This is a genomic window from Klebsiella huaxiensis, assembly GCF_003261575.2.
GTDB lineage: Bacteria > Pseudomonadota > Gammaproteobacteria > Enterobacterales > Enterobacteriaceae > Klebsiella > Klebsiella huaxiensis.
The window spans coordinates 4,909,115-4,935,544 of the sequence record NZ_CP036175.1; the positions used below are offsets into that span (position 1 = coordinate 4,909,115).

The 26,430-nt window shown below is 50.4% G+C and carries 26 protein-coding genes and 1 pseudogene; 20 read left to right on the forward strand and 7 right to left on the reverse strand.

Going from position 1 to position 26,430, the window contains the following annotated elements:
* The first annotated feature begins 71 nt into the window (after positions 1-71).
* The 9 genes from thpR to panD all read left to right on the forward strand — a co-directional run bounded on the left by thpR (position 72) and on the right by panD (position 7,066).
* On the forward strand, positions 72-608 hold the full coding sequence (gene thpR, locus DA718_RS23475; RefSeq protein WP_112215798.1) for an RNA 2',3'-cyclic phosphodiesterase: 537 nt from the start codon (positions 72-74) through the stop codon (positions 606-608).
* A complete protein-coding gene (sfsA, locus tag DA718_RS23480; protein ID WP_112215797.1) occupies positions 608-1,324 on the forward strand; it encodes a DNA/RNA nuclease SfsA in 717 nt (238 codons plus the stop codon). Before thpR ends, sfsA begins: the two co-directional genes overlap by 1 nt.
* Positions 1,325-1,488: 164 nt before the next feature.
* On the forward strand, positions 1,489-1,944 hold the full coding sequence (gene dksA / locus DA718_RS23485) for an RNA polymerase-binding protein DksA (protein WP_110272509.1): 456 nt from the start codon (positions 1,489-1,491) through the stop codon (positions 1,942-1,944).
* A 64-nt stretch (positions 1,945-2,008) separates the two neighbouring features.
* Positions 2,009-2,890, forward strand: a complete 882-nt coding sequence (gene gluQRS, locus DA718_RS23490) for a tRNA glutamyl-Q(34) synthetase GluQRS (protein WP_112215796.1) — start codon at positions 2,009-2,011, stop codon at positions 2,888-2,890.
* Positions 2,891-2,941: 51 nt separating this feature from the next.
* Positions 2,942-4,339, forward strand: coding sequence for a polynucleotide adenylyltransferase PcnB (gene pcnB, locus DA718_RS23495; protein WP_112215795.1), 1,398 nt, complete (start codon positions 2,942-2,944; stop codon positions 4,337-4,339).
* The gene (gene folK, locus DA718_RS23500) at positions 4,336-4,815 is read left to right on the forward strand and encodes a 2-amino-4-hydroxy-6-hydroxymethyldihydropteridine diphosphokinase (protein ID WP_112215794.1); all 480 of its coding nucleotides are present in this window, start codon (positions 4,336-4,338) and stop codon (positions 4,813-4,815) included. The genes pcnB and folK overlap by 4 nt, the downstream gene beginning before the upstream one ends.
* Positions 4,816-4,934: 119 nt before the next feature.
* Positions 4,935-5,726: a 3-methyl-2-oxobutanoate hydroxymethyltransferase gene (gene panB / locus DA718_RS23505; RefSeq protein ID WP_112215793.1), complete on the forward strand. Its 792-nt coding sequence runs from the start codon at positions 4,935-4,937 to the stop codon at positions 5,724-5,726.
* Positions 5,727-5,737: 11 nt separating this feature from the next.
* The gene (gene panC / locus DA718_RS23510; protein WP_112215792.1) at positions 5,738-6,592 is read left to right on the forward strand and encodes a pantoate--beta-alanine ligase; all 855 of its coding nucleotides are present in this window, start codon (positions 5,738-5,740) and stop codon (positions 6,590-6,592) included.
* Positions 6,593-6,685: 93 nt separating this feature from the next.
* On the forward strand, positions 6,686-7,066 hold the full coding sequence (panD, locus tag DA718_RS23515) for an aspartate 1-decarboxylase (protein WP_112215791.1): 381 nt from the start codon (positions 6,686-6,688) through the stop codon (positions 7,064-7,066).
* Between the two features lies 1 nt (position 7,067).
* Here panD and DA718_RS23520 read toward each other — a convergent pair whose 3' ends face one another.
* Together DA718_RS23520 and DA718_RS23525 are read right to left on the reverse strand one after the other, a co-directional pair.
* A complete protein-coding gene (locus DA718_RS23520) occupies positions 7,068-8,321 on the reverse strand; it encodes a polysaccharide deacetylase family protein (RefSeq protein WP_112215790.1) in 1,254 nt (417 codons plus the stop codon).
* Positions 8,322-8,378: 57 nt separating this feature from the next.
* The gene (locus DA718_RS23525) at positions 8,379-8,819 is read right to left on the reverse strand and encodes a PTS sugar transporter subunit IIA (protein WP_112215789.1); all 441 of its coding nucleotides are present in this window, start codon (positions 8,817-8,819) and stop codon (positions 8,379-8,381) included.
* 283 nt (positions 8,820-9,102) lie between these two features.
* Here DA718_RS23525 and DA718_RS23530 point away from each other — a divergent pair, with 283 nt between their 5' ends.
* The 4 genes from DA718_RS23530 to DA718_RS23545 are packed head-to-tail and all read left to right on the forward strand — an operon-like array spanning position 9,103 to position 14,030.
* A complete protein-coding gene (locus DA718_RS23530) occupies positions 9,103-9,648 on the forward strand; it encodes a fimbrial protein (protein ID WP_112215788.1) in 546 nt (181 codons plus the stop codon).
* Between the two features lie 54 nt (positions 9,649-9,702).
* Entirely contained in the window at positions 9,703-10,383 is a 681-nt protein-coding gene (locus DA718_RS23535; protein WP_112215787.1) for a fimbria/pilus periplasmic chaperone, read from the forward strand.
* 12 nt (positions 10,384-10,395) lie between these two features.
* A complete protein-coding gene (locus tag DA718_RS23540; RefSeq protein ID WP_376767666.1) occupies positions 10,396-12,945 on the forward strand; it encodes a fimbria/pilus outer membrane usher protein in 2,550 nt (849 codons plus the stop codon).
* 8 nt (positions 12,946-12,953) lie between these two features.
* Positions 12,954-14,030, forward strand: coding sequence for a fimbrial protein (locus tag DA718_RS23545; protein ID WP_112215785.1), 1,077 nt, complete (start codon positions 12,954-12,956; stop codon positions 14,028-14,030).
* Positions 14,031-14,064: 34 nt separating this feature from the next.
* On the opposite strand, the gene DA718_RS23550 is transcribed toward DA718_RS23545, so the two are convergent.
* Together DA718_RS23550 and DA718_RS23555 are read right to left on the reverse strand one after the other, a co-directional pair.
* Positions 14,065-14,835: an ABC transporter permease gene (locus DA718_RS23550; protein ID WP_112215784.1), complete on the reverse strand. Its 771-nt coding sequence runs from the start codon at positions 14,833-14,835 to the stop codon at positions 14,065-14,067.
* Positions 14,832-15,758, reverse strand: a complete 927-nt coding sequence (locus DA718_RS23555) for an ABC transporter ATP-binding protein (RefSeq protein WP_112215783.1) — start codon at positions 15,756-15,758, stop codon at positions 14,832-14,834. The genes DA718_RS23550 and DA718_RS23555 overlap by 4 nt, the downstream gene beginning before the upstream one ends.
* 107 nt (positions 15,759-15,865) lie before the next feature.
* On the opposite strand from DA718_RS23555, the gene can reads away from it, so the two are divergent.
* Positions 15,866-16,528: a carbonate dehydratase gene (gene can / locus DA718_RS23560; RefSeq protein WP_112215782.1), complete on the forward strand. Its 663-nt coding sequence runs from the start codon at positions 15,866-15,868 to the stop codon at positions 16,526-16,528.
* A gap of 65 nt (positions 16,529-16,593) precedes the next feature.
* On the opposite strand, the gene hpt is transcribed toward can, so the two are convergent.
* Together hpt and DA718_RS30525 are read right to left on the reverse strand one after the other, a co-directional pair.
* Positions 16,594-17,130 (reverse strand): hypoxanthine phosphoribosyltransferase, encoded by a 537-nt coding sequence (gene hpt, locus DA718_RS23565; protein WP_112215781.1) that lies wholly within the window; start codon positions 17,128-17,130, stop codon positions 16,594-16,596.
* A gap of 19 nt (positions 17,131-17,149) precedes the next feature.
* Positions 17,150-17,263, reverse strand: a pseudogene (locus DA718_RS30525) (hypothetical protein).
* Between the two features lie 70 nt (positions 17,264-17,333).
* Between DA718_RS30525 and DA718_RS23570 the strand changes: the two are divergent.
* Entirely contained in the window at positions 17,334-19,724 is a 2,391-nt protein-coding gene (locus DA718_RS23570; RefSeq protein ID WP_112215780.1) for a glucose/quinate/shikimate family membrane-bound PQQ-dependent dehydrogenase, read from the forward strand.
* 87 nt (positions 19,725-19,811) lie between these two features.
* Here DA718_RS23570 and cueO read toward each other — a convergent pair whose 3' ends face one another.
* Positions 19,812-21,404 carry a multicopper oxidase CueO gene (gene cueO / locus DA718_RS23575; protein WP_112215779.1) on the reverse strand — a complete coding sequence of 531 codons (1,593 nt, stop codon included), beginning with the start codon at positions 21,402-21,404 and terminating at the stop codon, positions 19,812-19,814.
* A gap of 145 nt (positions 21,405-21,549) precedes the next feature.
* On the opposite strand from cueO, the gene DA718_RS23580 reads away from it, so the two are divergent.
* The 5 genes from DA718_RS23580 (at position 21,550) to speD (ending at position 26,415) form a co-directional block, all read left to right on the forward strand.
* On the forward strand, positions 21,550-21,897 hold the full coding sequence (locus DA718_RS23580) for a YacC family pilotin-like protein (protein ID WP_015585138.1): 348 nt from the start codon (positions 21,550-21,552) through the stop codon (positions 21,895-21,897).
* Positions 21,898-22,141: 244 nt separating this feature from the next.
* A complete protein-coding gene (locus tag DA718_RS23585; protein WP_227015963.1) occupies positions 22,142-22,558 on the forward strand; it encodes a permease in 417 nt (138 codons plus the stop codon).
* Complete coding sequence (locus DA718_RS23590; RefSeq protein ID WP_112215777.1) at positions 22,555-24,576, forward strand: FKBP-type peptidyl-prolyl cis-trans isomerase N-terminal domain-containing protein; 2,022 nt, start codon at positions 22,555-22,557, stop codon at positions 24,574-24,576. The genes DA718_RS23585 and DA718_RS23590 overlap by 4 nt, the downstream gene beginning before the upstream one ends.
* Before the next feature lie 166 nt (positions 24,577-24,742).
* Complete coding sequence (gene speE / locus DA718_RS23595; protein ID WP_112215776.1) at positions 24,743-25,606, forward strand: polyamine aminopropyltransferase; 864 nt, start codon at positions 24,743-24,745, stop codon at positions 25,604-25,606.
* Between the two features lie 14 nt (positions 25,607-25,620).
* Entirely contained in the window at positions 25,621-26,415 is a 795-nt protein-coding gene (speD, locus tag DA718_RS23600; RefSeq protein ID WP_110272526.1) for an adenosylmethionine decarboxylase, read from the forward strand.
* Positions 26,416-26,430 lie beyond the last annotated feature (15 nt).

The following is a 26,430-nucleotide window of genomic DNA, read 5'->3' on the forward strand; positions in this document are numbered from 1 at the left end:
AAGGGCTCCGGAGGTTAACATTTGAGGGCAAGCATTGTAGCATCCTGATAATTCATTACCGAGTCTCTATCATGTCCGAGCCGAAAAGGCTGTTTTTCGCCCTTGAGCTGCCTAAAGAGGTTCAGCGGCAAATTGTTCACTGGCGCGCCGCCAGATTTCCCGACGATGCGGGTCGACCGGTGGCGACGGATAATCTCCATCTGACGCTGGCGTTTCTTGGCGAGGTGAGCACGGAGAAACAGCGCGCACTGTCCACGATGGCCGGGCGTATTCGCCAGCCGGGCTTTACCTTGACCCTTGACGATGCCGGGCAGTGGCTACGTTCGCGGGTGGTATGGCTGGGCACCCGCCAACCGCCGCGCGGGGTGCTACAGCTGGCGAATATGCTGCGCGCTCAGGCGGCCCGCAGCGGCTGCTATCAGAGTCCGCAGCCGTTTCATCCGCATATCACCCTACTGCGCGACGCGCGCCACGCGGTGCCAATTCCGCCACCCGGCTTCAACTGGGCGTTTGCGGTCAACGAATTTGTCCTCTACGAGTCCAGCTTTAGCCGCGGGCGCACCCGCTACACCGCTCTGGAACGTTACCCTTTCGACAAGGAAAGCTGATGCAGTTCACTCCCCCGCTACAGTCCGCCATCTTAATTAAACGTTACAAACGGTTTCTTGCCGATGTTGTCACCCCCGATGGCCGTGAGCTAACCCTGCACTGCCCCAACACCGGCGCAATGACCGGTTGCGCCGCGCCGGGCGATACCGTCTGGTATTCCACATCGGATAATCCTAAGCGCAAATATGCGCACACCTGGGAATTAACTGAAACCGTACAAGGCGCAATAATTTGTGTTAATACTCTACGCGCTAATACGTTGGCGAAAGAGGCGATTCTGGCAGGAAACATTCCTGAACTTTTGGGTTATAACACGCTGAAAAGTGAAGTGAAGTATGGTTCTGAAAGTAGCCGCATTGATATTCTGTTACAGGCAGATTACCAACAAAACTGCTATATTGAAGTGAAATCGGTTACGTTGGCGGAGAAAGAATACGGTTACTTCCCCGATACGGTCACCGAGCGCGGTCAGAAGCACCTGCGGGAGCTGATGAGCGTAGCGGCGGCGGGCGATCGGGCGGTAATTTTGTTCGCCGTACTGCATTCGGCGATCGACCGTTTCTCACCCGCGCATCATATTGATGCCAGATACGCACAGCTATTGATTGAAGCGCAAACCAAGGGGGTAGAAATTCTCGCATACAAGGCGGAACTTTCTACCGAAACAATGACTCTGAATAAGCCGATTACCGTGGTGTTAACCCCCGGTAAATAAACGGCTAAATAGTATTCTGGTCGCGAGCGCAAATACGCTTTTCCTCACAGGGTTGTCAAGTGTAACGTTTAGATAATTGCTATCCGGAAAAGCATCTGCTATTTATAGCGGCCTGATTTTTCCCCCTACACGGGGATCGATAGTGCGTGTTAAGGAGAAGCAACATGCAAGAAGGGCAAAACCGTAAAACATCGTCCCTGAGTATTCTCTCCATCGCAGGGGTGGAGCCGTACCAAGTAAAACCGGGCGAAGAGTACATGAACGAAGCCCAGTTGGCGCACTTCAGGCGCATTCTTGAAGCGTGGCGTAATCAACTTAGGGATGAAGTGGATCGCACCGTGTCGCACATGCAGGATGAAGCTGCCAACTTCCCGGACCCGGTAGACCGTGCCGCCCAGGAAGAAGAGTTCAGCCTGGAGCTGCGTAACCGCGATCGTGAACGTAAACTGATCAAAAAGATCGAAAAAACCCTGAAAAAAGTCGAAGACGAAGATTTCGGCTACTGTGAATCCTGTGGCGTCGAGATTGGTATCCGTCGTCTGGAAGCGCGTCCGACCGCTGACCTGTGCATTGACTGCAAAACGCTGGCGGAAATTCGCGAAAAACAGATGGCAGGCTAATCCACTTCGCTAGTGTATCTCCGGCGGGAGCTCGCTCCCGCCTTGATGCTTTATCAGTCACATCATGAAAGATTCACATTATATTGGGCGCTTTGCCCCCTCACCTTCTGGCGAACTCCACTTCGGCTCACTGATTGCCGCGCTTGGCAGCTATCTGCAAGCTCGGGCGAAGGGCGGTATCTGGCGTGTGCGCATTGAAGATATCGATCCGCCGCGTGAAGTCCCCGGCGCCGCCGCAACTATTCTGCGTCAATTAGAACATTACGGCCTGCACTGGGACGGTGAAGTGCTTTGGCAATCTCAGCGTCACGAAGCCTATCGTGAGCGTCTGGCCTGGCTGCATGAACAGGGGCTCTGCTATTACTGCACCTGTACCCGCGCGCGCATTCATGCCGTCGGCGGTCTTTACGACGGCCACTGCCGGGATTTACAGCTCGGTGCGCAAAACGCAGCCCTGCGCCTGCGGCAAACGCTGCCGGTTCTCGAGTTTTACGATCGACTGCGCGGTACTCTCGTCGCGGATGAACCGCTGGCGCGTGAAGATTTCATTATTCATCGTCGCGATGGGCTGTTCGCCTATAATCTTGCGGTCGTGGTGGACGATCATTTCCAGGGCATCAGCGAAATTGTCCGCGGTGCCGATCTGATTGAACCCACGGTGCGGCAGATTTCGTTGTATCAGCATTTTGGCTGGCAGCCGCCGGACTATATTCATCTACCTCTGGCGCTAAATGCTCAGGGAAATAAACTGTCGAAGCAAAATCATGCTCCAGCGCTATCACAAGGCGATCCACGCCCGGAAATTGTGCGAGCGTTAACGTTTCTTAACCAGGATGTCATTCAGGAATGGCGAGAGCTGAATATTGACGATTTACTCAAGCATGCGGTAGTGAACTGGCAGCCGGAGAAAATCCAGCATTCTCAAATGCGTTCTGCTGAGCTATGATTAGCCGCTATTTTTTTGTCCTGAAGTCCGTCTGACACTACGAGGTGTACCATTTTTACCCGAGTCGCTAATTTTTGCCGTAAGGTGCTAAGCCGTGAAGAGCGCGAGGCAGAAGCCGCTGTCGAACAACGACATATGACGGTTATCCCGCGTGATCAGCATGCAATTTCCCGCAAAGATATCAGTGAAAATGCCCTCAAGGTCATGTACAGACTCAATAAGGCGGGCTACGAATCGTGGCTTGTCGGCGGCGGCGTACGCGACCTGCTGCTGGGCAAAAAGCCGAAAGATTTCGATGTCACGACCAATGCAACTCCGGAGCAGGTACGTAAGCTGTTCCGCAACTGCCGTCTGGTCGGTCGCCGCTTCCGCCTGGCGCACGTGATGTTCGGGCCAGAAATTATTGAAGTCGCCACCTTCCGTGGTCATCACGAAGGGCATACCACCGATCGCGTCACCTCGCAGCTTGGTCAGAACGGCATGCTGCTGCGCGACAACATCTTCGGCTCGATTGAAGAAGATGCCCAACGCCGCGACTTCACCATCAACAGCCTTTATTACAGCGTCGCTGATTTCACCGTGCGCGACTACGTCGGCGGCATGAAGGATCTGCAGGATGGTGTTATCCGTCTGATTGGCGATCCGGAAACCCGCTATCGTGAAGATCCGGTGCGCATGCTGCGCGCGGTGCGTTTTGCAGCGAAGCTCAATATGAGCATCAGCGAAGAGACCGCCGAGCCGATCCCACGCCTGGCTACGCTGCTGCACGATGTACCTCCGGCGCGTCTGTTTGAAGAAGTCCTGAAGCTGCTGCAAGCGGGTGATGGCTATCAAACCTACATGCTGCTGCGCGAATACAATCTATTCCAGCCGCTGTTCCCGACCATCACCCGCTACTTTACCGAGCGCGGTGATAGCCCGATGGAGCGCATTATCAGCCAGGTGCTGAAGAATACCGATAACCGCATCCGTAACGATATGCGCGTTAATCCGGCGTTCCTGTTCGCGGTGATGTTCTGGTATCCGCTGCTTGAGATGGCGCAAAAAATTGCCCAGGAGAGCGGTCTGGCCTACCACGACGCCTTCGCGCTGGCGATGAACGACGTGCTGGATGAAGCCTGCCGCACGCTGGCGATCCCTAAACGCATTACCACGCTGGTGCGCGATATCTGGCAGCTTCAGCTGCGGATGTCTCGCCGTCAGGGCAAACGCGCGTGGAAGCTGATGGAACATCCGAAATTCCGCGCCGCCTACGATCTGCTGGAGCTGCGCGCCGGTGCCGAAAACAATGGCGAGCTACAGCGTCTGACCAAATGGTGGGGCGAGTTCCAGGTGGCCACGCCGCCGGACCAGAAAGATATGCTTGACGATCTGGGTGACGATCCGGCTCCACGCCGCCGCCACCGTCGTCCACGCAAGCGCGCGCCGCGTCGCGAAGGTAGCGCATGACCCTCGCTTACATTGCCATCGGCAGCAATCTGGCCTCTCCGCTGGAGCAGGTCAACGCTGCCGTTAGTGCGCTGACGGAGATCCCTGATAGCCGGATGATAAGCGTTTCCTCTTTCTACCGTACGCCGCCGCTGGGACCGCAGGATCAACCGGACTACCTCAACGCCGCCGTTGCGCTGGAAACCTCTCTTGCCGCGGAAGAGTTGCTCAACCACACTCAGCGCATCGAACTGCAGCAGGGCCGCACCCGTAAAGCGGAACGCTGGGGACCCCGCACGTTGGATCTCGACATCATGCTGTTCGGCGATGAAGTCATTAATAGCCCGCGCCTGACCGTGCCGCACTACGACATGAAAAACCGCGGTTTTATGCTGTGGCCGCTGTTTGAAATCGCGCCAGGACTGCATTTCCCCGACGGTCTGTCATTACGTACCGTGCTCGCTAACCTTGCCGCAGAAAAACCGGCCATCTGGTAATACCCCTTCATTTTTTAGCAATTACGGCGATCGTGGTAATCGGTTGCCCAAAACCATTGCCCCCCTGAATGCTGCTGTTAGAATGCCGATTAAAATGACTTTCATCATCAGGAAACGTTATGAAACCGACCACAATCGCCGTGCTGCAGAAATGCAAACAGGAGAAGAAACGCTTCGCCACTATCACCGCCTATGACTACAGTTTTGCCAAGCTGTTTGCCGACGAAGGGATCAACGTACTGCTGGTCGGTGACTCGCTGGGCATGACGGTACAGGGCCACGACTCCACCCTGCCGGTGACCGTTGAAGATATCGCCTACCATACCCGCGCGGTACGCCGCGGCGCGCCGAACAGCCTGCTGCTCGCTGACCTGCCGTTTATGGCTTATGCTACGCCGGAACAAACCTTCGAGAACGCCGCCGTCGTGATGCGCGCGGGGGCCAATATGGTCAAAATCGAAGGCGGTGCGTGGCTGGCGGATACGGTGAAAATGCTCGCTGAACGCGCGGTTCCGGTGTGTGGGCATCTCGGTCTGACTCCCCAATCGGTGAATGTCTTCGGGGGCTATAAAATTCAGGGTCGCGGTGACGCCGGGCAAATTCTGCTTGATGATGCCCTGGCGTTAGAAGCGGCGGGCGCACAGCTACTGGTTCTGGAGTGCGTGCCGGTTGAGCTGGCGAAACGTGTTACCGAAGCCTTAACCATTCCGGTAATCGGCATTGGCGCAGGCAACGTCACCGACGGGCAAATCCTGGTGATGCATGACGCCTTTGGTATTACCGGCGGCCATATTCCTAAATTTGCCAAAAATTTCCTTAGCACTGCGGGCGACATGCGCGCTGCGGTACGGCAATATGTTGCCGAAGTGGAGTCCGGCGTCTATCCGGGCGAAGAACACAGTTTCCATTAAGGAGTGTTGTTGTGCTGATTATTGAAACCCTGCCGCTGCTGCGCCAGCATATCCGTCGTTTACGCCAGGAAGGTAAGCGCATCGCGCTGGTTCCTACCATGGGCAACCTGCACGATGGTCATATGAAGCTGGTTGATGCTGCGAAAGCCAGCGCGGATGTCGTGGTGGCAAGTATCTTCGTCAACCCGATGCAGTTTGACCGCGCTGACGATCTGGCTCGCTACCCGCGCACGTTGCAGGACGATTGCGAAAAGCTGAACAAGCGGAAAGTCGATTTTGTCTTCGCGCCTGCTGCAGCGGAAATCTATCCGCAGGGTACCGAAAATCAGACTTACGTTGATGTGCCGGGGCTGTCGACGATGCTTGAAGGCGCTAGTCGTCCGGGCCACTTCCGCGGCGTCTCCACCGTCGTCAGTAAGCTGTTCAATCTGATACAGCCAGATGTCGCCTGCTTTGGCGAAAAAGACTTCCAGCAGCTCGCGCTAATTCGCAAGATGGTGGCCGATATGGGCTACGACATCGAAATTATCGGCGTGCCCATTATGCGCGCGAAAGATGGGCTGGCTCTTAGCTCGCGCAACGGCTATCTCAGCGCTGAACAGCGCAAAATTGCGCCGGGACTGTATAAGGTGATGAATAGCGTAGCGGAGAAACTGGCGGGCGGTGAGCGCAATCTCGATGAAATCATCGCGATCGCCGCCCAGGAGCTGAACGAAAAAGGCTTCCGCGCCGATGATATTCAGATCCGCGATGCCGACACGCTGCTCGAACTGACGGAAGCCAGCAAACGTGCGGTGATCCTGATGGCGGCATGGCTCGGCGAAGCGCGTTTGATCGACAACCAGATAGTGACGCTCGCTCAGTAGACACGGATTAAAAATCAGGCAATACTGCCAGGAATTTCCTCAAGGCGGATGTCACGTCCGCTTTGTTATCGTTAAGCTTTAAAGGTAGACGTTATGATTCGTAATATGCTGCAGGGCAAACTCCACCGCGTTAAAGTCACGCAGGCCGACCTGCACTATGAAGGCTCCTGCGCTATTGATCAGGATTTCCTGGATGCATCCGGCATCCTTGAGAATGAGGCTATTCATATCTGGAACGTGACCAACGGTAATCGTTTCTCCACCTACGCCATCGCCGCAGAGCGCGGTTCGCGAATTATCTCCGTTAACGGCGCGGCGGCACACTGCGCAAGCGTCGGCGATATTCTGATCATCGCCAGCTTTGTCACTATGCCTGACGAAGAAGCCCGTACCTGGCAGCCGAAAGTCGCCTACTTCGAAGGCGATAACGAAATGAAGCGCCAGGCTAAAGCGATTCCGGTACAGGTTGCCTGATTTACCCCTGCGGCTGGTTGCTAATCAGCCGCGACATTGTTTCCAGCGAATCCGTTCTTAAAATATACAGCCTTTTCAATAAGAACGGATTATCTCCCGGTTTTACCTTTCCCCTTACCGTGGTTACCGCCAAATGAAAGCCAGCATCATTTGCTGCCTGAACCGCCGTGGCGTTGTAGCCGCCAAAAGGGTAAGAAAGATAGAGTACGTGCGGATTAAACTGCGCCAGCGCCCGCCGCGAATGTTCAAAATCAAACAGAATATTGTGATAGCTGCGGCTGAGCAGGATCGGATGGCGATAAGCGTCAACCCGATGCAGGAAGTGGGTATGTGACTGCACATCAAAGACATCCTGAATCTGTTTTAATTCAGAAATACTCATAAACTGTAGAGATTTCGGCGCCCATTTCTGCGGGTGGCGTTTGATACGCGACGAGATAATAAAAGCCGTGGCGTGAAAGCCATACTGTTTGAGAATCGGATACGCATAGCGGTTGACCGATTTCAGACCATCGTCAAAGGTGATCACCACCGAACGTGCCGGCAGATTGATTTTATTTCGCAGATAGCCTTCCAGTTGATACATACTCAGCGTGGTATAGCCCTGGTCGCGTAGCCAGGTCATCTGATTGCTGAAGGCGCGAACGGAAGTGGTGGTCGAGGTGTGGCGAAAGCGGGTATTTTCTTCATCACGCATAATATGGTGATAAGTCAGAATCGGGATACCGCTATCTTCCTGCGCATCCAGACTGCTCACCCACGCCAGGCGATTGCCAATGCGAATTTGAAACCAGGTTTGATTAAGCCGGTCTTTGAGCTTGCTGATAATGGGATAGCGCAGATTATTCGAAAGCGTGCCGAACGGGGCGCTGCCGACGGAAGGCGCGTCATAAACCGGCGTATCTTTCCAGGTAATGAGATTTTGATTACTCAGCGGCTTATTCAGGTCGCCCAGGTTATCCTCAACCCGCTGCTTGCCCTGTACCGACTCCAGATGGCCCTTATCAATAAAACCGGTGCCAAAACCAAAATTGAACTCATAGTAATCCGCCGCCGTTGGCACTACCGCGAGAATTTGCCCTGCCCGCACGTTACCCACGCTCACGACCTGATTGCCAACCTGCGCCCAGATATCCGCATCCTCCGTCGTTTGCATATAGCGCGCAGGGGCGCCCTGCTGGCTTAACAGACTGGCGGAGACGCTGAGCGATGTAACAAGGAGGAGTAAAGCAAGAATTCGGGCAAACATGCACATCGAACCGGTAGATAAGAACTGCCGTCATTGTAACAAAAGCGCTATCAATACCAATGCCTAATTCCCGTACGGCTCATGCAGTAACCGGAAAGGTGGATTTTTTTGCTGCTGATGCCAAAGGCTGCTTACTGCAGGGCCTCCAGCGCTGACAATGGCATGACGAAAGGCCTCACTGCTCAGCGTCTGGCGTAACAAATACATACTCTCAAGTAATGGATAGCTAATTCCGGAAATCACTTCACAGTGGGTATGCTTATGGCTCATCAGCGCGGCTACGCGATAGGGTGCTGCGCCGGTTTTATCGGTCAGGAAAACAACGCCCTCACCGCTGTCCGTCTCGTGTAGCGCATCGCACATCATGCGGCTCAGCATATTGCTGCTGAGATTACGCCAATAATTCACCGCCCGGCACTGAGTCAATGGCCCAAATTTTTTCTCCAGACGATCCAGCATCTCCTGCGCCAGTTCATCATGGCAGGTAATCACCCAACCGAGCATAGTTATCTCTCCTTTTGACACTAATGATCTTACTCTGCTATGAGCATGATTTTAGTGATAATACTCCAGCTTTATGAATTAACTCACATCTTGATAATGACGGAAGTATTAGTCATAAATCAACACATACAGAAAATCAATAATCAACAATCAATAATTAATTTGTATAGTTCTTTTCTTAAAAATACGCCAATTTTGAAATGAGACCAATCTTATCATTTACATGATAATGATATAGGAAGATACTAATTATGCATCTAATATATTTCTTAAGGAGTGAGAAATGAAAATAAATGTAAGTCTGTTTATTCTGGCATCAATAATTGCTTCACCAATGGCTTTTGCAGCGGATAGCTCAGGTGATGGACAAGTCCACATAACGGGTAAAATTATTGAAAGCGCATGCACTATCGCTACCACATCAAAAGATCTTAACGTCACATTAGAAGATCGCAATACTACGGCATTTGTATCTGCTGGTGATACTTCCGCTGAGCAGCAATTCAAAATTAAACTTGAGAATTGCAGTACAACATCTTATCAGAACGTTAAAGTTCGTTTTGAAGGTACACAGGATACAGAGGCTAATAGTACAGTTCTGAAAAATACTGGAGAGGCGGCTGGAGTTGGTGTACAAATACTGGATAACGGTACACCGATGGACGTTGTCAGTCATAGTGGCTGGTCTGCTACCAACTTCAATTTAACTGATAATGAAGGTAGCCCTGAACTACCTTTCACAGCCCGTTATTATGCAACCAAGGCCCAGTCAGGGATCACCGCAGGAACGGTTGATACCACCGCGACTTTTTATCTGCAATACAATTAATTAACTACTCAGGCAGTCTTTATTAGACTGCCTTTTACCCAAGGAAGGGAAAACATGAATAGCATTATAAAAATGTTGATAATTGGTAGCTTGGTATTTTCATCTATTTCTCAAGCCGGCATTACTATTGGTGCAACCCGTGTTATTTATCATGGTGATGTAAAAGATGAATCCGTCACCATCATTAATGATGATAAAGAGCCCTATTTAATCCAATCATGGGCACAAACCATTAACAATGACGATTCTACTGCTGATGCGCCTTTTATCGTTACGCCACCGCTATTCCGTCTTAATTCCGGGCAAAAAAATGTTCTCAGGATTATTCGAACTGGAAAAGAATTTCCGCAGGATCGCGAATCGCTCTACTGGTTGGATATAAAATCCATTCCTTCAAGTAAAAACGAGGATAATCGCAATAAAATACGTCTGGCTGTTAAAGCTGAATTTAAGCTGATCTATCGCCCTGATACACTGAAAGAAACTTCAGAAAAAACAACTCAACAGTTACGCTGGAAAAAACAAGGAAATACTTTAACGGTCGAAAACCCTACAGCTTATTACATGAATTTCTCCGATATTTCAGTTGGCAGCCAAAAGCTCAAAGCACCGAAATACGCCGCGCCATTTAGTCATACACAATACGTCCTGCCAGCTGGAGCAAACGGCACTGTGAGCTGGGCCATCATCAACGACTACGGCGGTGTAGGGCCTGTGCATAAACAAGCGCTGTAGTTACCAGCAAGGATGCAGGTTATGAACGCGAATAGAAGGGTTAACGTTCGTTTTCCACTCGTACTATGTGCGTTGCTGGTGACGATTTCTTGCACTAATGTGCACGCGGGGGACTATTTTGACCCCGCCTTTCTGGAAAAACGCGCCCAACACAGAACGATCCCAACAGATTTGTCTGCATTCAGTACAGACCAAAGCTTAATTCCTGGACACTACTACGTTGATGTATTGGTCAACGGAACGACGGTAGAATCACGCCATGTTGACTTTCATCGGCTTACGCTAAGCGATGGTCAGGAGGTATTGCAGGGGTGTCTGTCGGCCGAAGAGTTATCAAACTATGGAATTAAAATTGACCTTTTCCCCACGCTGAACAGCCAACAAACCTGCGCCGATTTAAGCGTCATTCCGGCAGCCAGCCAGAATTTTGATTTCCAGAACCAGAAACTGAACATAAGTATTCCGCAGCTCTATCTGTCCAACAGCACTCGTGGCTATATACCACCAGAGAAATGGGATGAAGGAATTCCAGCGCTACTGATGAACTACAGCTTTAGTAGCTACCAGGATTTCACTTCCAGTTCACAAACAGATAATAGCACGACAAAGTTCCTGGCCCTACAGCCTGGCATTAACGCTGGTGCATGGCGGTTTCGGAACTACACCAACTGGAATTCACAAAGCGACGATAATCACTGGAGCACTGTATATAGCTTCCTCCAGCGCGATATTGTTAGTCTAAAAAGTCAGTTAACGCTCTGGGATAGCACAACCTCACCCGAGGTCTTTGACAGTCTTTCATTTCGCGGTGCACAAATCGCCAGCGACGACCAGATGCAACCTAATAGTATGCGCGGCTACGCCCCCACTATTCGCGGCATTGCGCGCAGCAACGCCCAAGTTCTGGTTCGGCAAAACGGAAGGATCGTGTATCAAACTACCGTTGCCCCAGGCGAATTTGCTATTAACGACATGTTCGCAACCGGTAGTAGCGGCGACTATGACGTTACCGTCAAAGAAGCCGATGGCAGCGAGCAGCATTTTGTAACCCCCTATTCTTCTTTACCCAATCTGCAGCGCGAAGGTCGATTGAAATACAGCCTGACGACGGGAAAATATCGCGACAGCAATAATCAGCCCCAGGACAACTTTACTCAGGCAACACTACTTTATGGCCTACCTTGGGGCATCACTGCCTATGGCGGTAGTCAGATTTCTGGCGATCGATACCAGTCATTGGCATTCGGCCTGGGGCAGAACATGCAAACTCTGGGTGCTATCTCGGTTGATGGGATCTGGTCACATGCAAAATTTGCGGATAACCACCGGGAAAGCGGGCAAACCTGGCGTATCCGTTATAGCAAAGGCATGTTGAGCACTGGCACCAATATCTCCATTGCCGGCTATCGCTACGCCAGCGAGCATTACAATTCACTGGAAGATGTTCTGAACACAGACGATGATTATTACAATGCTTACGGCAAGCGCCGTAACCGTTTTGAAGCCTCGGTCAACCAACAGCTAAGCGCGGGACTAGGCGCTATTTCTTTAAGCTGGGTCAAAGAGGATTACTGGCGCAGCAGCCAACAAATGCAGTCAATTAACGTTGGATATAACAACAGCTGGAAACAAATTAGCTACGCATTAAATTACAGCTATAGCCGAAACACCTGGCAAAATACGCATTCCAGTAACGACGATGGCAGCAGTTATCGCAGTAACGATCGGCAGCTTAACTTTTCCATCAATATTCCGTTCTCAGTGTTCAGCAAACGTATTTATGCCAGCTACATGTTCAATACACGCAAACATGGCGCAACCTCTAACAGCACGACGTTAAGTGGTACGGCGCTGGCAAACAACAATCTGTCCTGGTCAGCACAAGAGAGCCACAACACCGACGGCGGTAACTCAGGTGGGTTAAGCGCCAGCTATAAAGGAACTTACGGCAACCTCAATGCGGGTTATAGCTGGTCAGCGGATTCTCAGCAGGTCAGCTATGGAATGGAGGGAGGTATTATCGCACATGAAAATGGCGTAACCCTTAGCCAACCAATAACTGGTGCCGCCATTTTGGTTGCTGCACCGGGTGCCAGCGATGTGGCAATCAAGAATCAAACTGGCATCAGAACGGATTTCCGTGGTTATACGGTGATGCCTAACGTCACGCCGTATTATCGCTACGACGTTTCACTCGATAGCCAGACATTTGCTGATGATATAGATATGCCGGTTAATAATCAGACAGTTTATCCAACCCGCAACGCCGTAGTACGCGCCAGCTTCAACGCACATAAAGGGTACCGCGTACTACTGGGCTTAACTCGCGGTAACGGTGAGGTTATTCCCTTTGGCGCGACGGTAAGTATCAGCGAACAGGATGATGGACAGGCCAATATCGTCGGCGATAAAGGTCAGGTATTTCTCAGTGGCCTGGAGGAAGAAGGAAACTTGTTGGTCAAATGGGGTAGCAGTGCAGACGACAGTTGTCACGCGACGTACCACCTTGACGCCAGTAATCAAATGAATGGCATTGTCATAGCGCAAGCCCTCTGCCAATAAGGAATAAAATGAATATTCAATGGATTAAATTCACATTTCTGGCTGTTGCTTTCATTTCAGGCCATACCATGGCACAAAACATAGGCAACGGTAGCGGCTGGTGCCAATCCACAAACGGTACCCACGTATTTCCTTTTAGTTTTAATCAGACCATTACCGACACGACTGAAAATAAGACAGGAAAAATAATAGAACAACATTGGTCCGTAACAGGATACTATGGCGCACAGTGCGACTGCGATAACTCTGATTATCAAGGACCAAACTACTTCACAGCGACCACCGGCGATCTAACACAAAAAGGAACGTTCAGCGAATCACGCTACTACGGCCATATGGATTATTATGTACTGGTACCAAATAAACTAGAGATCGGGACAGAGGCCTATATTGCCGGGCAGTTAAGTGAATATGTGCCAATTCCCTTTACATCGCTGAGTAATAAAGATAGCTCAGCTGGCGGTTGTAAAGGGGCTGAGATGAGTGAGATGTCAGCAGGAAATAAAGGCACAGTGAGAATCTACGTTTCCCATCCACTCGTCGGCCAGATTGTGATCCCTGAGACCACCATCATGAATCTCTATTTATCAAAAATAATCGTTTCTAGTGGAGACAATATTCCTCCCGCCGCCACTCCGATAGCGCGTGTAACCATGTCTGGCACCATTACTGTTCCACAGTCCTGCACCATTGAAGCGGGCCAAATGATTGAAGTTAATTTTGACGACATTTTCGGTAAAGATATTAAAAATCTTGGTGACAGCCCGACGCAGAAAACAAAAAAAATTTCATTTACATGCAGTAACGTAGCCGATGGCACTAACTTGTCAATTGCGCTCTATGGGGAAAATGATCCTAATAATACTAATTATTTGAAGACAACCAATGATGATATTGGGATAAAAATTACCGATCGCGATCAGAATATTATTGCCCCCAACAGCAACAATTTCATACCGGTCTATTCCTATATAGATGGAGTAGGTAGTACTCAATTTACCGCAGCACCAGTCAATACTACGGGTAAAATTCCACATACCGGAGAATATGAAGCCACCGCGACCCTAGAAATTCAGATCCGCTAAAAATAAAGGGCGACACCGTCGCCCTTGTCCGCTCTTAGCTACGTAGGCCACGTCCGCGCTGAATCAAATACCAGCATAAGAAATAAAACGCGACGATAAACACCACCAGCACACCGACGGTGGTTGCAAGCGGAACATCGTTAATACCGAGGAAGCCGTAGCGGAACCCGCTGATCATGTAAACAATGGGGTTCAAATGCGACAGCCCTTGCCAAAACGGCGGCAGCAGGGTTAAGGAATAAAAAACCCCGCCGAGATAGGTCAACGGCGTTAGCACAAAGGTCGGGATCAGGCTGATATCGTCAAAGGTTTTAGCAAATACCGCATTGAGCAGGCCAGCCAGCGAAAATAGCACTGCGGTGAGAACCAGCGTCAGAGCGACAAATACCCATGAGTGGACCTGAAACGGGACGAAAAACAGCGAAATCGCCGTTACCAGAATGCCTACGCACAAACCGCGCGCAACGCCACCGCCCACATAGCCAGCAATGACCACATGCGTGGGGACCGGCGCTACCAGCAGCTCTTCAATATTGCGCTGGAATTTCGCGCTGAAAAAAGAAGAAGCCACGTTGGCGTAAGCGTTAGTGATCACCGCCATCATGATCAGGCCCGGCACGATAAACTGCATATAGGTAAAACCGTGCATTTCACCGATACGAGAGCCAATCAGATTGCCGAAAATCACAAAGTAGAGAGTCATCGTAATAACCGGCGGCACCAGAGTCTGGATCCAGATACGCATAAAACGGTGAATCTCTTTGGTCCAGATGCTTTTCAGCGCGACCCAATAAAGCTGCATCATGCCGATTCTCCTTTACGGTCATGGACCAGCGTGACAAAAAGCTCTTCAAGACGGTTGGCTTTGTTACGCATACTTAAAACCTGTACTCCCTGCGTACTCAGTTGCGTAAATACGCTGTTAATACCCTGCTCACGCAGCACTTCAACCTCCAGCGTTGATGTATCGACCAGACGATACTGGTAACCTTCCAGCACCGGTAGCGGGCTTTTAGGCGCCAGATCGAGAATAAAGGTTTCTGATTTCAGCTTGGAAAGCAGCTCTTTCATCGACGTGTTTTCCACCAGCTCGCCGCTCTGAATAATGCCAATATTGCGGCACAGCATTTCGGCCTCTTCCAGATAGTGGGTAGTGAGGATAATCGTGGTGCCTTTATCGTTTAAATCTTTCAGAAATCCCCACATCGAACGACGCAGTTCAATATCCACCCCTGCCGTTGGCTCATCAAGAATCAGCAGCTTCGGCTCATGCATCAGCGCGCGGGCAATCATCAGGCGGCGCTTCATGCCGCCGGAGAGCATCCGCGCGCGTTCGTTGCGTTTTTCCCAAAGATCGAGCTGTTTGAGATACTTTTCACTACGGATAATCGCCTCTTTTCGTTCAACGCCGTAGTAGCCCGCCTGGTTAACCACAATCTGCTGCACGGTCTCAAACGGGTTAAAGTTGAACTCCTGCGGCACCAGGCCGAGCTGGCGCTTGGCATTCACCACATCTTTTTGCAGGTCATAGCCAAACACGTTGACCTCGCCGGAGGTTTTATTCACCAGCGAACTGATAATACCAATAGTGGTCGATTTACCCGCACCATTTGGCCCGAGGAGCGCATAAAAGTCGCCCGCTTCAACCTGCAGATCGATTCCACGCAGCGCCTGAACCCCGCCGGGGTAGGTTTTCTTGAGCTGTTTTAGTTCCAGAGCAATGGTCATTAAATGTCTCTTCTCGTGTCGTGACACGCGATGGGTTGTTTTAAAAAATGTGAGGTTAACCTATATTAGCGCAACGCACTTACTTGGTTACAGGCCCGTAAACATCCATGAACGATATAGATACACTCATCAGCAACAATGCACTATGGTCAAAAATGCTGGTGGAGGAGGACCCCGGTTTTTTTGAGAAACTGGCGCAGGCGCAGAAACCGCGCTTTCTGTGGATTGGATGCTCTGATAGCCGCGTACCCGCTGAACGTTTAACTGGCCTGGAACCAGGGGAACTGTTCGTACACCGTAACGTTGCCAACCTGGTGATTCACACCGACCTGAACTGTCTTTCCGTTGTGCAGTATGCCGTTGACGTACTGGAAGTCGAGCATATTATCATTTGCGGTCACTACGGCTGCGGCGGCGTGCAGTCAGCGATTGAAAATACCGAGCTCGGCCTTATCGATAACTGGCTGCTGCATATTCGTGATATCTGGTTTAAGCACAGCTCGCTGCTAGGAGAAATGCCGGAAGAGCGTCGCCTCGATACCCTGTGTGAATTGAACGTGATGGAGCAGGTCTACAACCTTGGCCATTCCACTATCATGCAGTCGGCATGGAAGCGCGGACAGAAAGTGAACATTCACGGCTGGGCCTACGGTATTCACGACGGTATGCTGCGCGATCTTGATGTGACCGCCGTCAGCCGCGAAACGCTGGAACAGCGCTATCGCCAGGGAATCTCCAACTTAAAGAGCAAGCACGCCAACCACAAGTAATAATAACGCACCTCATTTAATATCCCGGAAAGGCTACCGCGCTCGCCGGGATATCGCATTACATCTTACTCATCCAGCAAAGTCACTTTGCCAACATACGGCAGATGGCGATAGCGCTGGGCGTAGTCAATGCCGTAACCCACCACGAATTCATCCGGAATGGCAAAACCAACAAACTCAACCGGGACATCGACTTCACGACGACTTGGCTTATCCAGCAAAGTACAGATTGCCAGTGATTTTGGCTCGCGCAGCCTGAGAATTTCACGCACTTTAGACAGCGTATTGCCGGAGTCGATGATGTCTTCCACGATCAGCACATCTTTACCGCGAATATCTTCATCAAGGTCTTTAAGGATTTTGACATCACGGGTGGTGGACATGCCGCTGCCGTAACTGGAGGCGGTCATGAAATCAACCTCATGCGGTACCTGAACCTCACGGCACAGGTCGGCCATAAACATAAATGAACCACGTAATAGACCTACCAGCACCATTTCGCTGCCGCTATCTTTGTAGTGTTCGTTGATTTGACGACCTAGTTCGGCAATGCGGGCTTTGATCTCGGTTTCCGGGATCATCACTTCTACAGTATGTTTCATAAAACTAACCACTTGATTCTTAGAGTAAATCATCAAAGCCGCTGCGATTGCATCGACGTTGACCGGCAAGCCACTCAGTATACCAGCAAAAAGAAATCTACGGTGCAGTGATTAATAAAGCCCATTTTGTGATTCCGATCACACTTGTTAAATCCTATAATTAAGTGCAGTCAAAAAATTAACAAACAAATGAGTATCTTTCTATGGCAGAAACAAAATCTCAACAATCACGGCTACTCGTGACGCTGACAGCGCTTTTTGCAGCGTTCTGCGGCCTCTATCTTTTAGTCGGTGGAGCCTGGCTGGTCGTTCTCGGCGGCTCATGGTACTACCCTATCGCAGGTCTGGTGATGCTTGGCATTACCGTCATGTTATTCCGCGGTAAGCGTTCTGCACTTTGGCTATATGCTGCGCTGCTGCTCGCCACCATGATCTGGGGAGTCTGGGAAGTTGGCTTCGATTTCTGGGCGCTGACGCCACGTAGCGACATCCTGGTCTTCTTCGGCATTTGGCTTATCCTACCGTTTGTCTGGCGTCGCCTGCCGGTTCCATCCGCCGGGGCGGTTGCAGGACTGGTTGTCGCGCTGCTCATTAGCGGCGGCATTCTGACCTGGGCTGGCTTCAACGACCCGCAGGAAGTCAACGGCACGCTGAGCGCTGACTCAACGCCAGCAGCGCCAATTTCCGAGGTTGCCGATGGTGACTGGTCGGCGTATGGCCGTAATCAGGAAGGCCAGCGTTACTCACCGCTGAAGCAGATCAACGCGGACAACGTGAAGAACCTGAAAGAAGCCTGGGTGTTCCGTACCGGGGACCTCAAGCAGCCTAACGATCCGGGTGAGATAACCAATGAAGTCACGCCGATTAAAGTTGGCGACACGCTCTATCTGTGTACTGCCCACCAGCGTCTGTTCGCCCTTGATGCAGCTACCGGTAAAGAGAAGTGGCACTTCGATCCGCAGCTTAACTCAGACCCATCTTTCCAGCATGTGACCTGCCGCGGCGTTTCATATCATGAAGCCAGAGCAGATAATGCCCCGGCGGATGTGGTTGCAGATTGCCCACGCCGTATCATTTTGCCTGTCAACGATGGTCGCCTGTTCGCCATCAACGCCGACAACGGTAAGCTATGTGAGTCCTTTGCTAATAAAGGCATTCTCAACCTGCAAACCAATATGCCAGTCACCACGCCAGGCATGTATGAACCGACTTCACCGCCGATCATCACGGATAAAACCATTGTTATCGCAGGTGCTGTAACCGATAACTTCTCAACCCGCGAGCCGTCAGGCGTCATTCGCGGCTTTGATGTGAATACCGGCAAACTGCTGTGGGCATTCGATCCGGGCGCGAAAGACCCGAATGCTATCCCGGATGATGAACATCATTTCACACTGAATTCACCTAACTCCTGGGCACCTGCGGCCTATGACGCGAAGCTGGATCTGGTCTACCTGCCGATGGGCGTGACCACGCCGGATATCTGGGGTGGTAATCGTACGCCAGAGCAGGAACGCTTTGCCAGTTCCATCGTAGCGCTGAATGCCACTACCGGAAAACTGGCGTGGAGTTATCAGACCGTTCACCACGACCTGTGGGATATGGATATGCCGTCGCAGCCGACACTGGCGGATATCGACGTGAACGGCAAAACCGTTCCGGTCATTTACGCTCCGGCGAAAACCGGCAACATTTTTGTCCTCGACCGCCGCAACGGCGAACTGGTTGTCCCGGCACCGGAAAAACCGGTTCCGCAAGGGGCGGCTAAAGGCGACTATGTTTCGAAAACTCAGCCGTTCTCCGATCTGAGTTTCCGTCCGAAGAAAGACCTGACCGGCGCGGATATGTGGGGCGCCACTATGTTTGACCAGTTGGTGTGTCGCGTTATCTTTCATCAACTGCGCTATGAAGGCATCTTCACTCCACCATCGGAACAAGGGACTTTGGTATTCCCGGGTAACCTGGGTATGTTCGAATGGGGCGGTATCTCCGTCGATCCAAACCGCCAGGTCGCGATTGCTAACCCAATGGCACTGCCGTTTGTATCAAAACTGATCCCACGCGGTCCCGGTAACCCGATGGAACCGCCGAAAGATGCGAAAAGTTCCGGTACCGAGTCAGGGATCCAACCGCAGTACGGCGTCCCGTATGGCGTAACCCTGAATGCATTCCTGTCACCGTTCGGCCTGCCGTGTAAACAGCCTGCCTGGGGCTATATCTCCGCACTGGATCTGAAAACCAACGAAGTGGTGTGGAAAAAACGTATCGGTACACCACAGGATAGCCTGCCGTTCCCAATGCCCGTGAAACTGCCGTTCAATATGGGTATGCCAATGCTAGGGGGCCCCATTTCAACAGCCGGTAACGTACTGTTTATTGGCGCGACCGCGGATAACTATCTGCGCGCGTACAATATGAGCAATGGCGAGAAATTATGGCAAGCACGTCTGCCTGCAGGCGGGCAGGCAACGCCAATGACCTATGCAGTGAATGGCAAGCAGTACGTTGTCATCTCTGCCGGTGGTCATGGTTCGTTTGGCACGAAGATGGGCGACTATATTGTCGCTTACGCTTTACCTGACGACGCGAAGTAAAAACAGAAGGCCCGGAAATCGGGCCTTTTCTTTATGATTCAAATCAAGCTCTTTGACCTGATCATTAAGGTGCTTCAGGAATAACATCTACACCGTAAACCCAAGCATCATTCCCGTATCTTCATGCTCCAGCAGGTGACAATGGGCCATATAGGCAAACTCTTTTGGCGCATCGTGATCAAATTTCACCAGCACTTCACTGACATCACCCTCTACCCGTACGGTATCTTTCCAGCCGCTACGGTGCGCAGCCGGTGCTTTACCGTTTTCTGATAAGATTCGGAATTGAGTGCCATGGATGTGAAACGGGTGAAGCATCATGTCACCTTTACCAGAAATCACCCACCGCTCATATTGCCCTTTTGTCGCAGCAAACATGGGAACATTCATATCAAATGCTTTTCCGTTAATCCGGTTAGCATTATGGAAATCAAAGCCTTTATCACGATGCTCCATTTGCGCCTTGCCGCCATGATTCATATGGCTCATGTCACCGTGGTTCATATTCCCCATCTCTCCATGATTCATCATCATGCTATGGTCCATTCCGGACATCGCCTGGTCACCATATTTTTGCATCAACGCCTGCATGCCCATCATATCAAGCATCGGATCCATAGAGAGCTGCAGCGTACGCTGAGTTAGCCCTTGTAAAGAGGGCAGAGCTGGCATCGCAGCCAGAACATCTGGCAGCTTGCCGGAAGCCTGAATCGTCAGTGGTTGAACGCGCAATACCGGCTGCGGCTTATCGAACGGGGTAATGGCCATTCCCATCTGATTCACCGGCAGCGTTATCAGATCAAAGGGGTTACCATCCGTCGTATCCACCAGGACTTCAAAACGCTCCCCCATGAGTACTGGCAGCTCACTCACTTTCACTGGCTCAGCCAGTAGACCGCCATCGCTTGCCACTACATACATCGGTCTCTTATCACTGGTTGAGAAATTCACAGAGCGGGCATTACAGCCGTTAAGCAAACGCAGACGCAACCAGCCGCGGGGTGCGGCATGTTCAGGATAAAGTGCCCCATTGGTCAGCAGCGTGTCACCAAACCAGCCAACGGCTGCGCTCATAATATCGAGCTGATAATCAATCTCACCGGCTGAAGTGAATTTTTTATCCTGCACAATCACCGGTACATCATCGATCCCCCACTGCTTTGGCAGAAGCAACTTTTCGCTTTCTGCATCAGATATCAGCACCAGGCCTGCCAACCCCATAGCCACCTGTAGGCCGGTTTTACCATGCTGATGTGGGTGAAACCAGCAGGTTGCCGCTCGCTGCGTCGGAGTAAAACTGACCGTTCGGGAGCCACCTGCGGCAATCACGCCCTGCGGGCCACCGTCCACTTCTCCAGGCACTTCCAGTCCATGCCAGTGCACCGTTGTTACCTCAGCCAGGCGGTTATGAATATCAATCGTCGCCATTTCTCCTTGTTTTAGCTGCAGCGCTGGTCCCAGCAAACTACCGTTATACCCCCATGTAGTGGCAAGGTGAGAGCCAAATTGCGTTCTGCCAGCCTGAATGGTTAATGTGATGCGATTGCGTGCATCAGCAGTCAGCAGTTCCGGTATGGGTAATGCCGGGCGACCAGCAGCAAAAACCGAGCGGCTCCAAAGCGGCAATGCGCTGGCGATACCAGCCGCTGCAGTTAATTTGAGAAATTCACGACGTTGCATTTTCACATCCTTTTATTCTGCTGGCGAATATTTAAGCTTAAACCTTCCACCAACGGGAAGGTCAAGCAGAAGAGTAAGAATAAAGCTCGGCGTAGTGTAAAGAAGTATGCTAACGTTGTTCGTCCGTGATTCAATGGTAGAGAAAATGAAGACGCTTTTCAGAACAATAGTGCTCGGCAGCCTGCTTGCTCTATCCGCTAACAGCTATGCATTAAGCGAGTCAGAAGCGGAAGATATGGCTGATTTAACGGCAGTATTTGTCTTTCTGAAGAACGACTGCGGCTATCAAAATTTACCTAACACGCAAATACGCCGTGCTCTGGTCTTCTTTGCTCAGCAGAATCAATGGGATTTAAGCAATTACGACAGCTTCAATATGAAGGCACTGGGCGAAGATAGCTATCGTGACCTCAGCGGAATCAAAATCCCAACGACCAAAAAATGCAAAGCACTGGCGCGAGACTCGCTTAGCCTGCTGGCTTATGTGAAATGAGCATCATTGTATTTTAAAGTCAATAGCCGTTTAAACCCGGCTATTGCGTTTATTCATAATAGCACTCATTTAACAACACGCTTTATTTCATATCTCAATTCAAAAACTTCATTGATTATTCATTACGTGTTTAGCTAATTAATAAAACAATGCATTTAAAAAATGAGAATACCATTATTGCAATCTCATTTTTTGCACACTATTATCGCTCGATAACAACTCTTTTTATCAATGGAATGAAGCCTTGAACATATCCTTATTTACACGCATAGCACCTCTGGCCGTTATTTTATTGGTTGGTTGTAATTCAACGTCATCCCGACAATCCACCAGGTTAGTGAAACCATTACCTGAAACGACATTAAGCCAACAAACTGAACAGCAGCGGCTCGCCGAGGAGCAAGCTCGTATTGAAACTTGTCGTAAAGCTCTGGACTCTCTGAAAGAGGTTAATCCCAAGCAGGCAGCCAAACTAAGCAACGATTTTACCGCCCTGCTTAGCGCCGCGACGCAATATAACTCTGTGCGCAGTAAAGTTGCCGAACCCACTAAACAGGGCATCGATTCAATGTATCAGTTTAAATCAATCAAGCTCTGTGCGGATATTGAAAAAGAGCTGATAGATAGCCTTGTTAAACGTGGTGAAAATGTTCAGCTATGAACGGAAAAACATTCATAAACATCAATTCGATATCGCTAGCAGCAGCGTTTGTGCTGGCGCTATCGCCATCACCGGGTGTCTGTGCGGATAAAGATGCGCTGATAAACGTCACGGCGGGTTCTAATAGTGACGATTCAGGCCCTGCATTTTTACACTTCGCCAAAGAGCAGCAGGCTCAGAAAAGTAGTGAGCCTGTGAAACCCGTTGAACAAAAAAATAATATCACCAGGAAAACGGATAACAAAATTAGCAATAAAAGCAGCGAAGCCTCCCGTCAGGCTGCAATAATTGCTCAAAAAGACAAAACAATTCGTCAACTTCAGCAGCAACTCGCAGCGAGACCCGCGACGACCGAAGTCGCTTCCGACAACCAAAAGGAGTTAACAGAAAAAATTGAGCAGCTTGAAAAGAAATTAGCCGTTGCTTTAGCAGAAAAACAACAATTAATAAACAAAGAGCTTTCCGCAGTTGCGGAGATAAAAAAGAGCTCAGGACAGCTTAATGCCACGGCAAATAAAATTCAGCAACAAGAAAATAAACTGGAATCCGTAGAATCAGCAAAACAAAAACTCGAACTACAGCTGGCTCAGGTAAGCAGCGAAAAAGAAACGCTAATAAAAAAACTCGCGGCTGAAGAGAAAGAAAAGCAAGCGCTTGCAGAGAAATTAGCAACCTCTGTTCCGGAAAAACAAACGTCTACAACAAAGCTCGCAGCCGCACAGCAGACGCTGCAAACCAGGCTGAACGCGTCTGAAGAAACTCAGAAATCACTGCTAGCAAAACTCACCGCGGCAGATACCACGCAGCAGGCGCTGCAAACTAAGCTGAACGCGTCTGAAGAAGCTCAGAAAGCGCTGGAAGCAAAACTCACCGCGGCAGATACCACGCAGCAGACGCTGCAAACTAAGCTGAGCGCGTCTGAAGAAGCTCAGAAAGCGCTGGAAGCAAAACTCACCGCGGCAGATACCACGCAACAGACGCTGCAAACTAAGCTGAGCGCGTCTGAAGAAGCTCAGAAAGCGCTGGAAGCAAAACTCACCGCGGCAGATACCACGCAGCAGACGCTGCAAACTAAGCTGAGTGCGTCTGAAGAAGCTCAGAAAGCACTGGAAGCAAAACTCACCGCTTCTTTATCCGAAAAACAAGCTCTGTCTGTACAACTGGCGGCGGCGGAAGTTACACAAAAGGCGCTCACGGCAAAACTCGATTTTTATAGCATCAATAAAGAGCAGTCAGCGCTTCAGGCAGATGCCGTTCGCCAGAAGGCAGAGAGCGACAAAGCCCAGCTGCTGGCCAACGCTGAAGAGATTAAACAGCTTAAAGCCAAACTCTCTACGGCGGAGACCAAAACCGTCAACAAACACACGGATATCGATCTGGCAAAAGAGCCCCAGCAGCAGGCTTACTCTGTCGGCGTGTCGATGGGCGAGGAAGCGCTAAAAGTCTTGTCCACCCGCAGTTCTCAGGGCATCAGCATCAATAAAGATACCGTTCTGCAGGGCATCCTGGACTCTTTTTCAGGGAACATCCTCCTAGATGAAAAAGTGCGCAACAAGGCTCTGTTCGATGTCTCCAAAGAGGTCTTTCAGCGCCTCAATAAAGTTGAAAAGCAGATGGTTAGTGAAGGAAAAAAATATCAACAAAAGTTCGCGAAACAAAAAGGCGTGGTGTTTAAAGACGGTGTTTACAGTCGTATCGATTATGCCGGCGAAGGTAAGATCCTGGATAGCGATATCGTTACCGTAACCATCAAGGAAACGCTTACCGACGGAACCGTCATTAACGACATGGAAGCAGAAGGCAAAGTCTGGTCCCAGACGCTAAAATCCTATCCCCCCATATTCTTCGGGCCAATAAAGCGCCTGGGAAATCATGGTTCTATTACGGTAGTGATACCTCCAGACCTGGCTTACGGTAGTGAAGGCAGACCACCCAAAATCCCACCGGGAGCGACTATGATTTATTCGGTCAGAATCGTTGATGCTACTGCGGCGGAACCCCAGGCTAAAAAACCCTGATCCTAACGCCTCCTGTTAAAGGAGGCGTTTCCCCCATTTTTTGAACGACAACATACGCCATACTTCATCCGCTAAACATCCATCGTGCATCCTCATGTATAGTTGGCTATGATGTTGCGCTCATTTTTTATGGGTGTAACAGATGTTAACAAAGGAGGATCTGCCTGTGGCCGATGACAATCTGTGGCATGAAACGTTGCACGACCATTTTGGTCAATATTTCAGCGTTAATAACGTGCTGTATCATGAGAAAACCAATCATCAGGATTTGATCATTTTCGAAAACGCCGCCTTTGGCCGCGTGATGGCACTGGATGGCGTGGTGCAAACCACCGAACGCGATGAATTTATCTATCATGAAATGATGACCCATGTTCCTCTAATGGCCCACGGTCAGGCGGAACATGTGCTGATTATAGGCGGCGGCGACGGCGCTATGCTGCGTGAGGTCTCCCGCCATCGCAATATCAAAACCATCACCATGGTGGAAATCGATGCTGGAGTCGTTTCATTCTGTCGTCAATATCTCCCTAACCACAACGCAGGTGCATATGACGACCCGCGTTTTAAACTGGTTATTGATGATGGCGTCAATTTTGTTAATCAGACGACGCAAACGTTTGACGTTATTATCTCCGATTGCACCGATCCTATTGGTCCTGGTGAAAGCTTATTCACCTCCGCATTTTATGAAGGCTGTAAGCGCTGTCTGAACCCTGATGGGATCTTCGTTGCTCAGAACGGTGTCTGCTTCTTACAGCAAGATGAAGCTATCGGTAGCCACCGCAAGCTGAGCCATTACTTTAGCGATGTGAGCTTCTACCAGGCGGCGATTCCAACCTATTACGGCGGCATTATGACCTTCGCATGGGCCACGGATAACGAAGCCCTGCGCCACCTTTCCAGTGAAATCATCCAGGCGCGCTTTCATAAATTGAATCTGAAGTGCCGCTATTACAATCCGGCAATTCATGCAGCGGCATTTGCTTTACCGCAATATCTACAGGATACGCTGTCCACCGTTAAGTAAGGGGGTGATCTAAATTGAAAAAATTGAAGCTGCACGGCTTTAACAACCTGACCAAGAGCCTGAGTTTTTGCATTTATGATATCTGCTACGCGAAAACGGCAGAGGAGCGTGATGGTTACATCGCCTATATCGACGAACTCTATAATGCCAACCGTCTGACTGAAATTTTGTCAGAGACCTGTTCCATTATTGGCGCAAATATTCTTAACATCGCGCGTCAGGATTATGAGCCTCAGGGCGCTAGCGTAACGATACTGGTCAGCGAAGAGCCGATTGATCCGCAGCTTATCGATCAAACCGAACACCCGGGCCCGCTGCCGGAAACCGTTGTCGCGCACCTCGATAAAAGCCATATTTGCGTTCATACCTACCCGGAAAGCCACCCTGAAGGTGGATTGTGTACCTTCCGTGCCGATATTGAAGTCTCAACCTGCGGGGTCATCTCGCCGCTAAAGGCCCTGAATTATCTGATTCATCAGCTTGAATCAGACATCGTCACCATCGATTATCGGGTTCGTGGTTTTACCCGCGATGTGAACGGCATGAAGCATTTCATCGATCATGAAATCAACTCCATTCAGAACTTCATGTCTGACGATATTAAGTCCCTGTATGACATGGTGGACGTGAACGTTTATCAGGAAAATATCTTCCACACCAAGATGTTGCTTAAGGAATTCGACCTTAAACACTATATGTTCCACACTAAACCTGAAGATTTAACAGAAGAGGAGCGCAAGGTCATTACCGACCAGCTTTGGAAAGAGATGCGCGAAATTCACTACGCCAGAAATATTCCGACGGTATAAATCTCTGACGGAGCA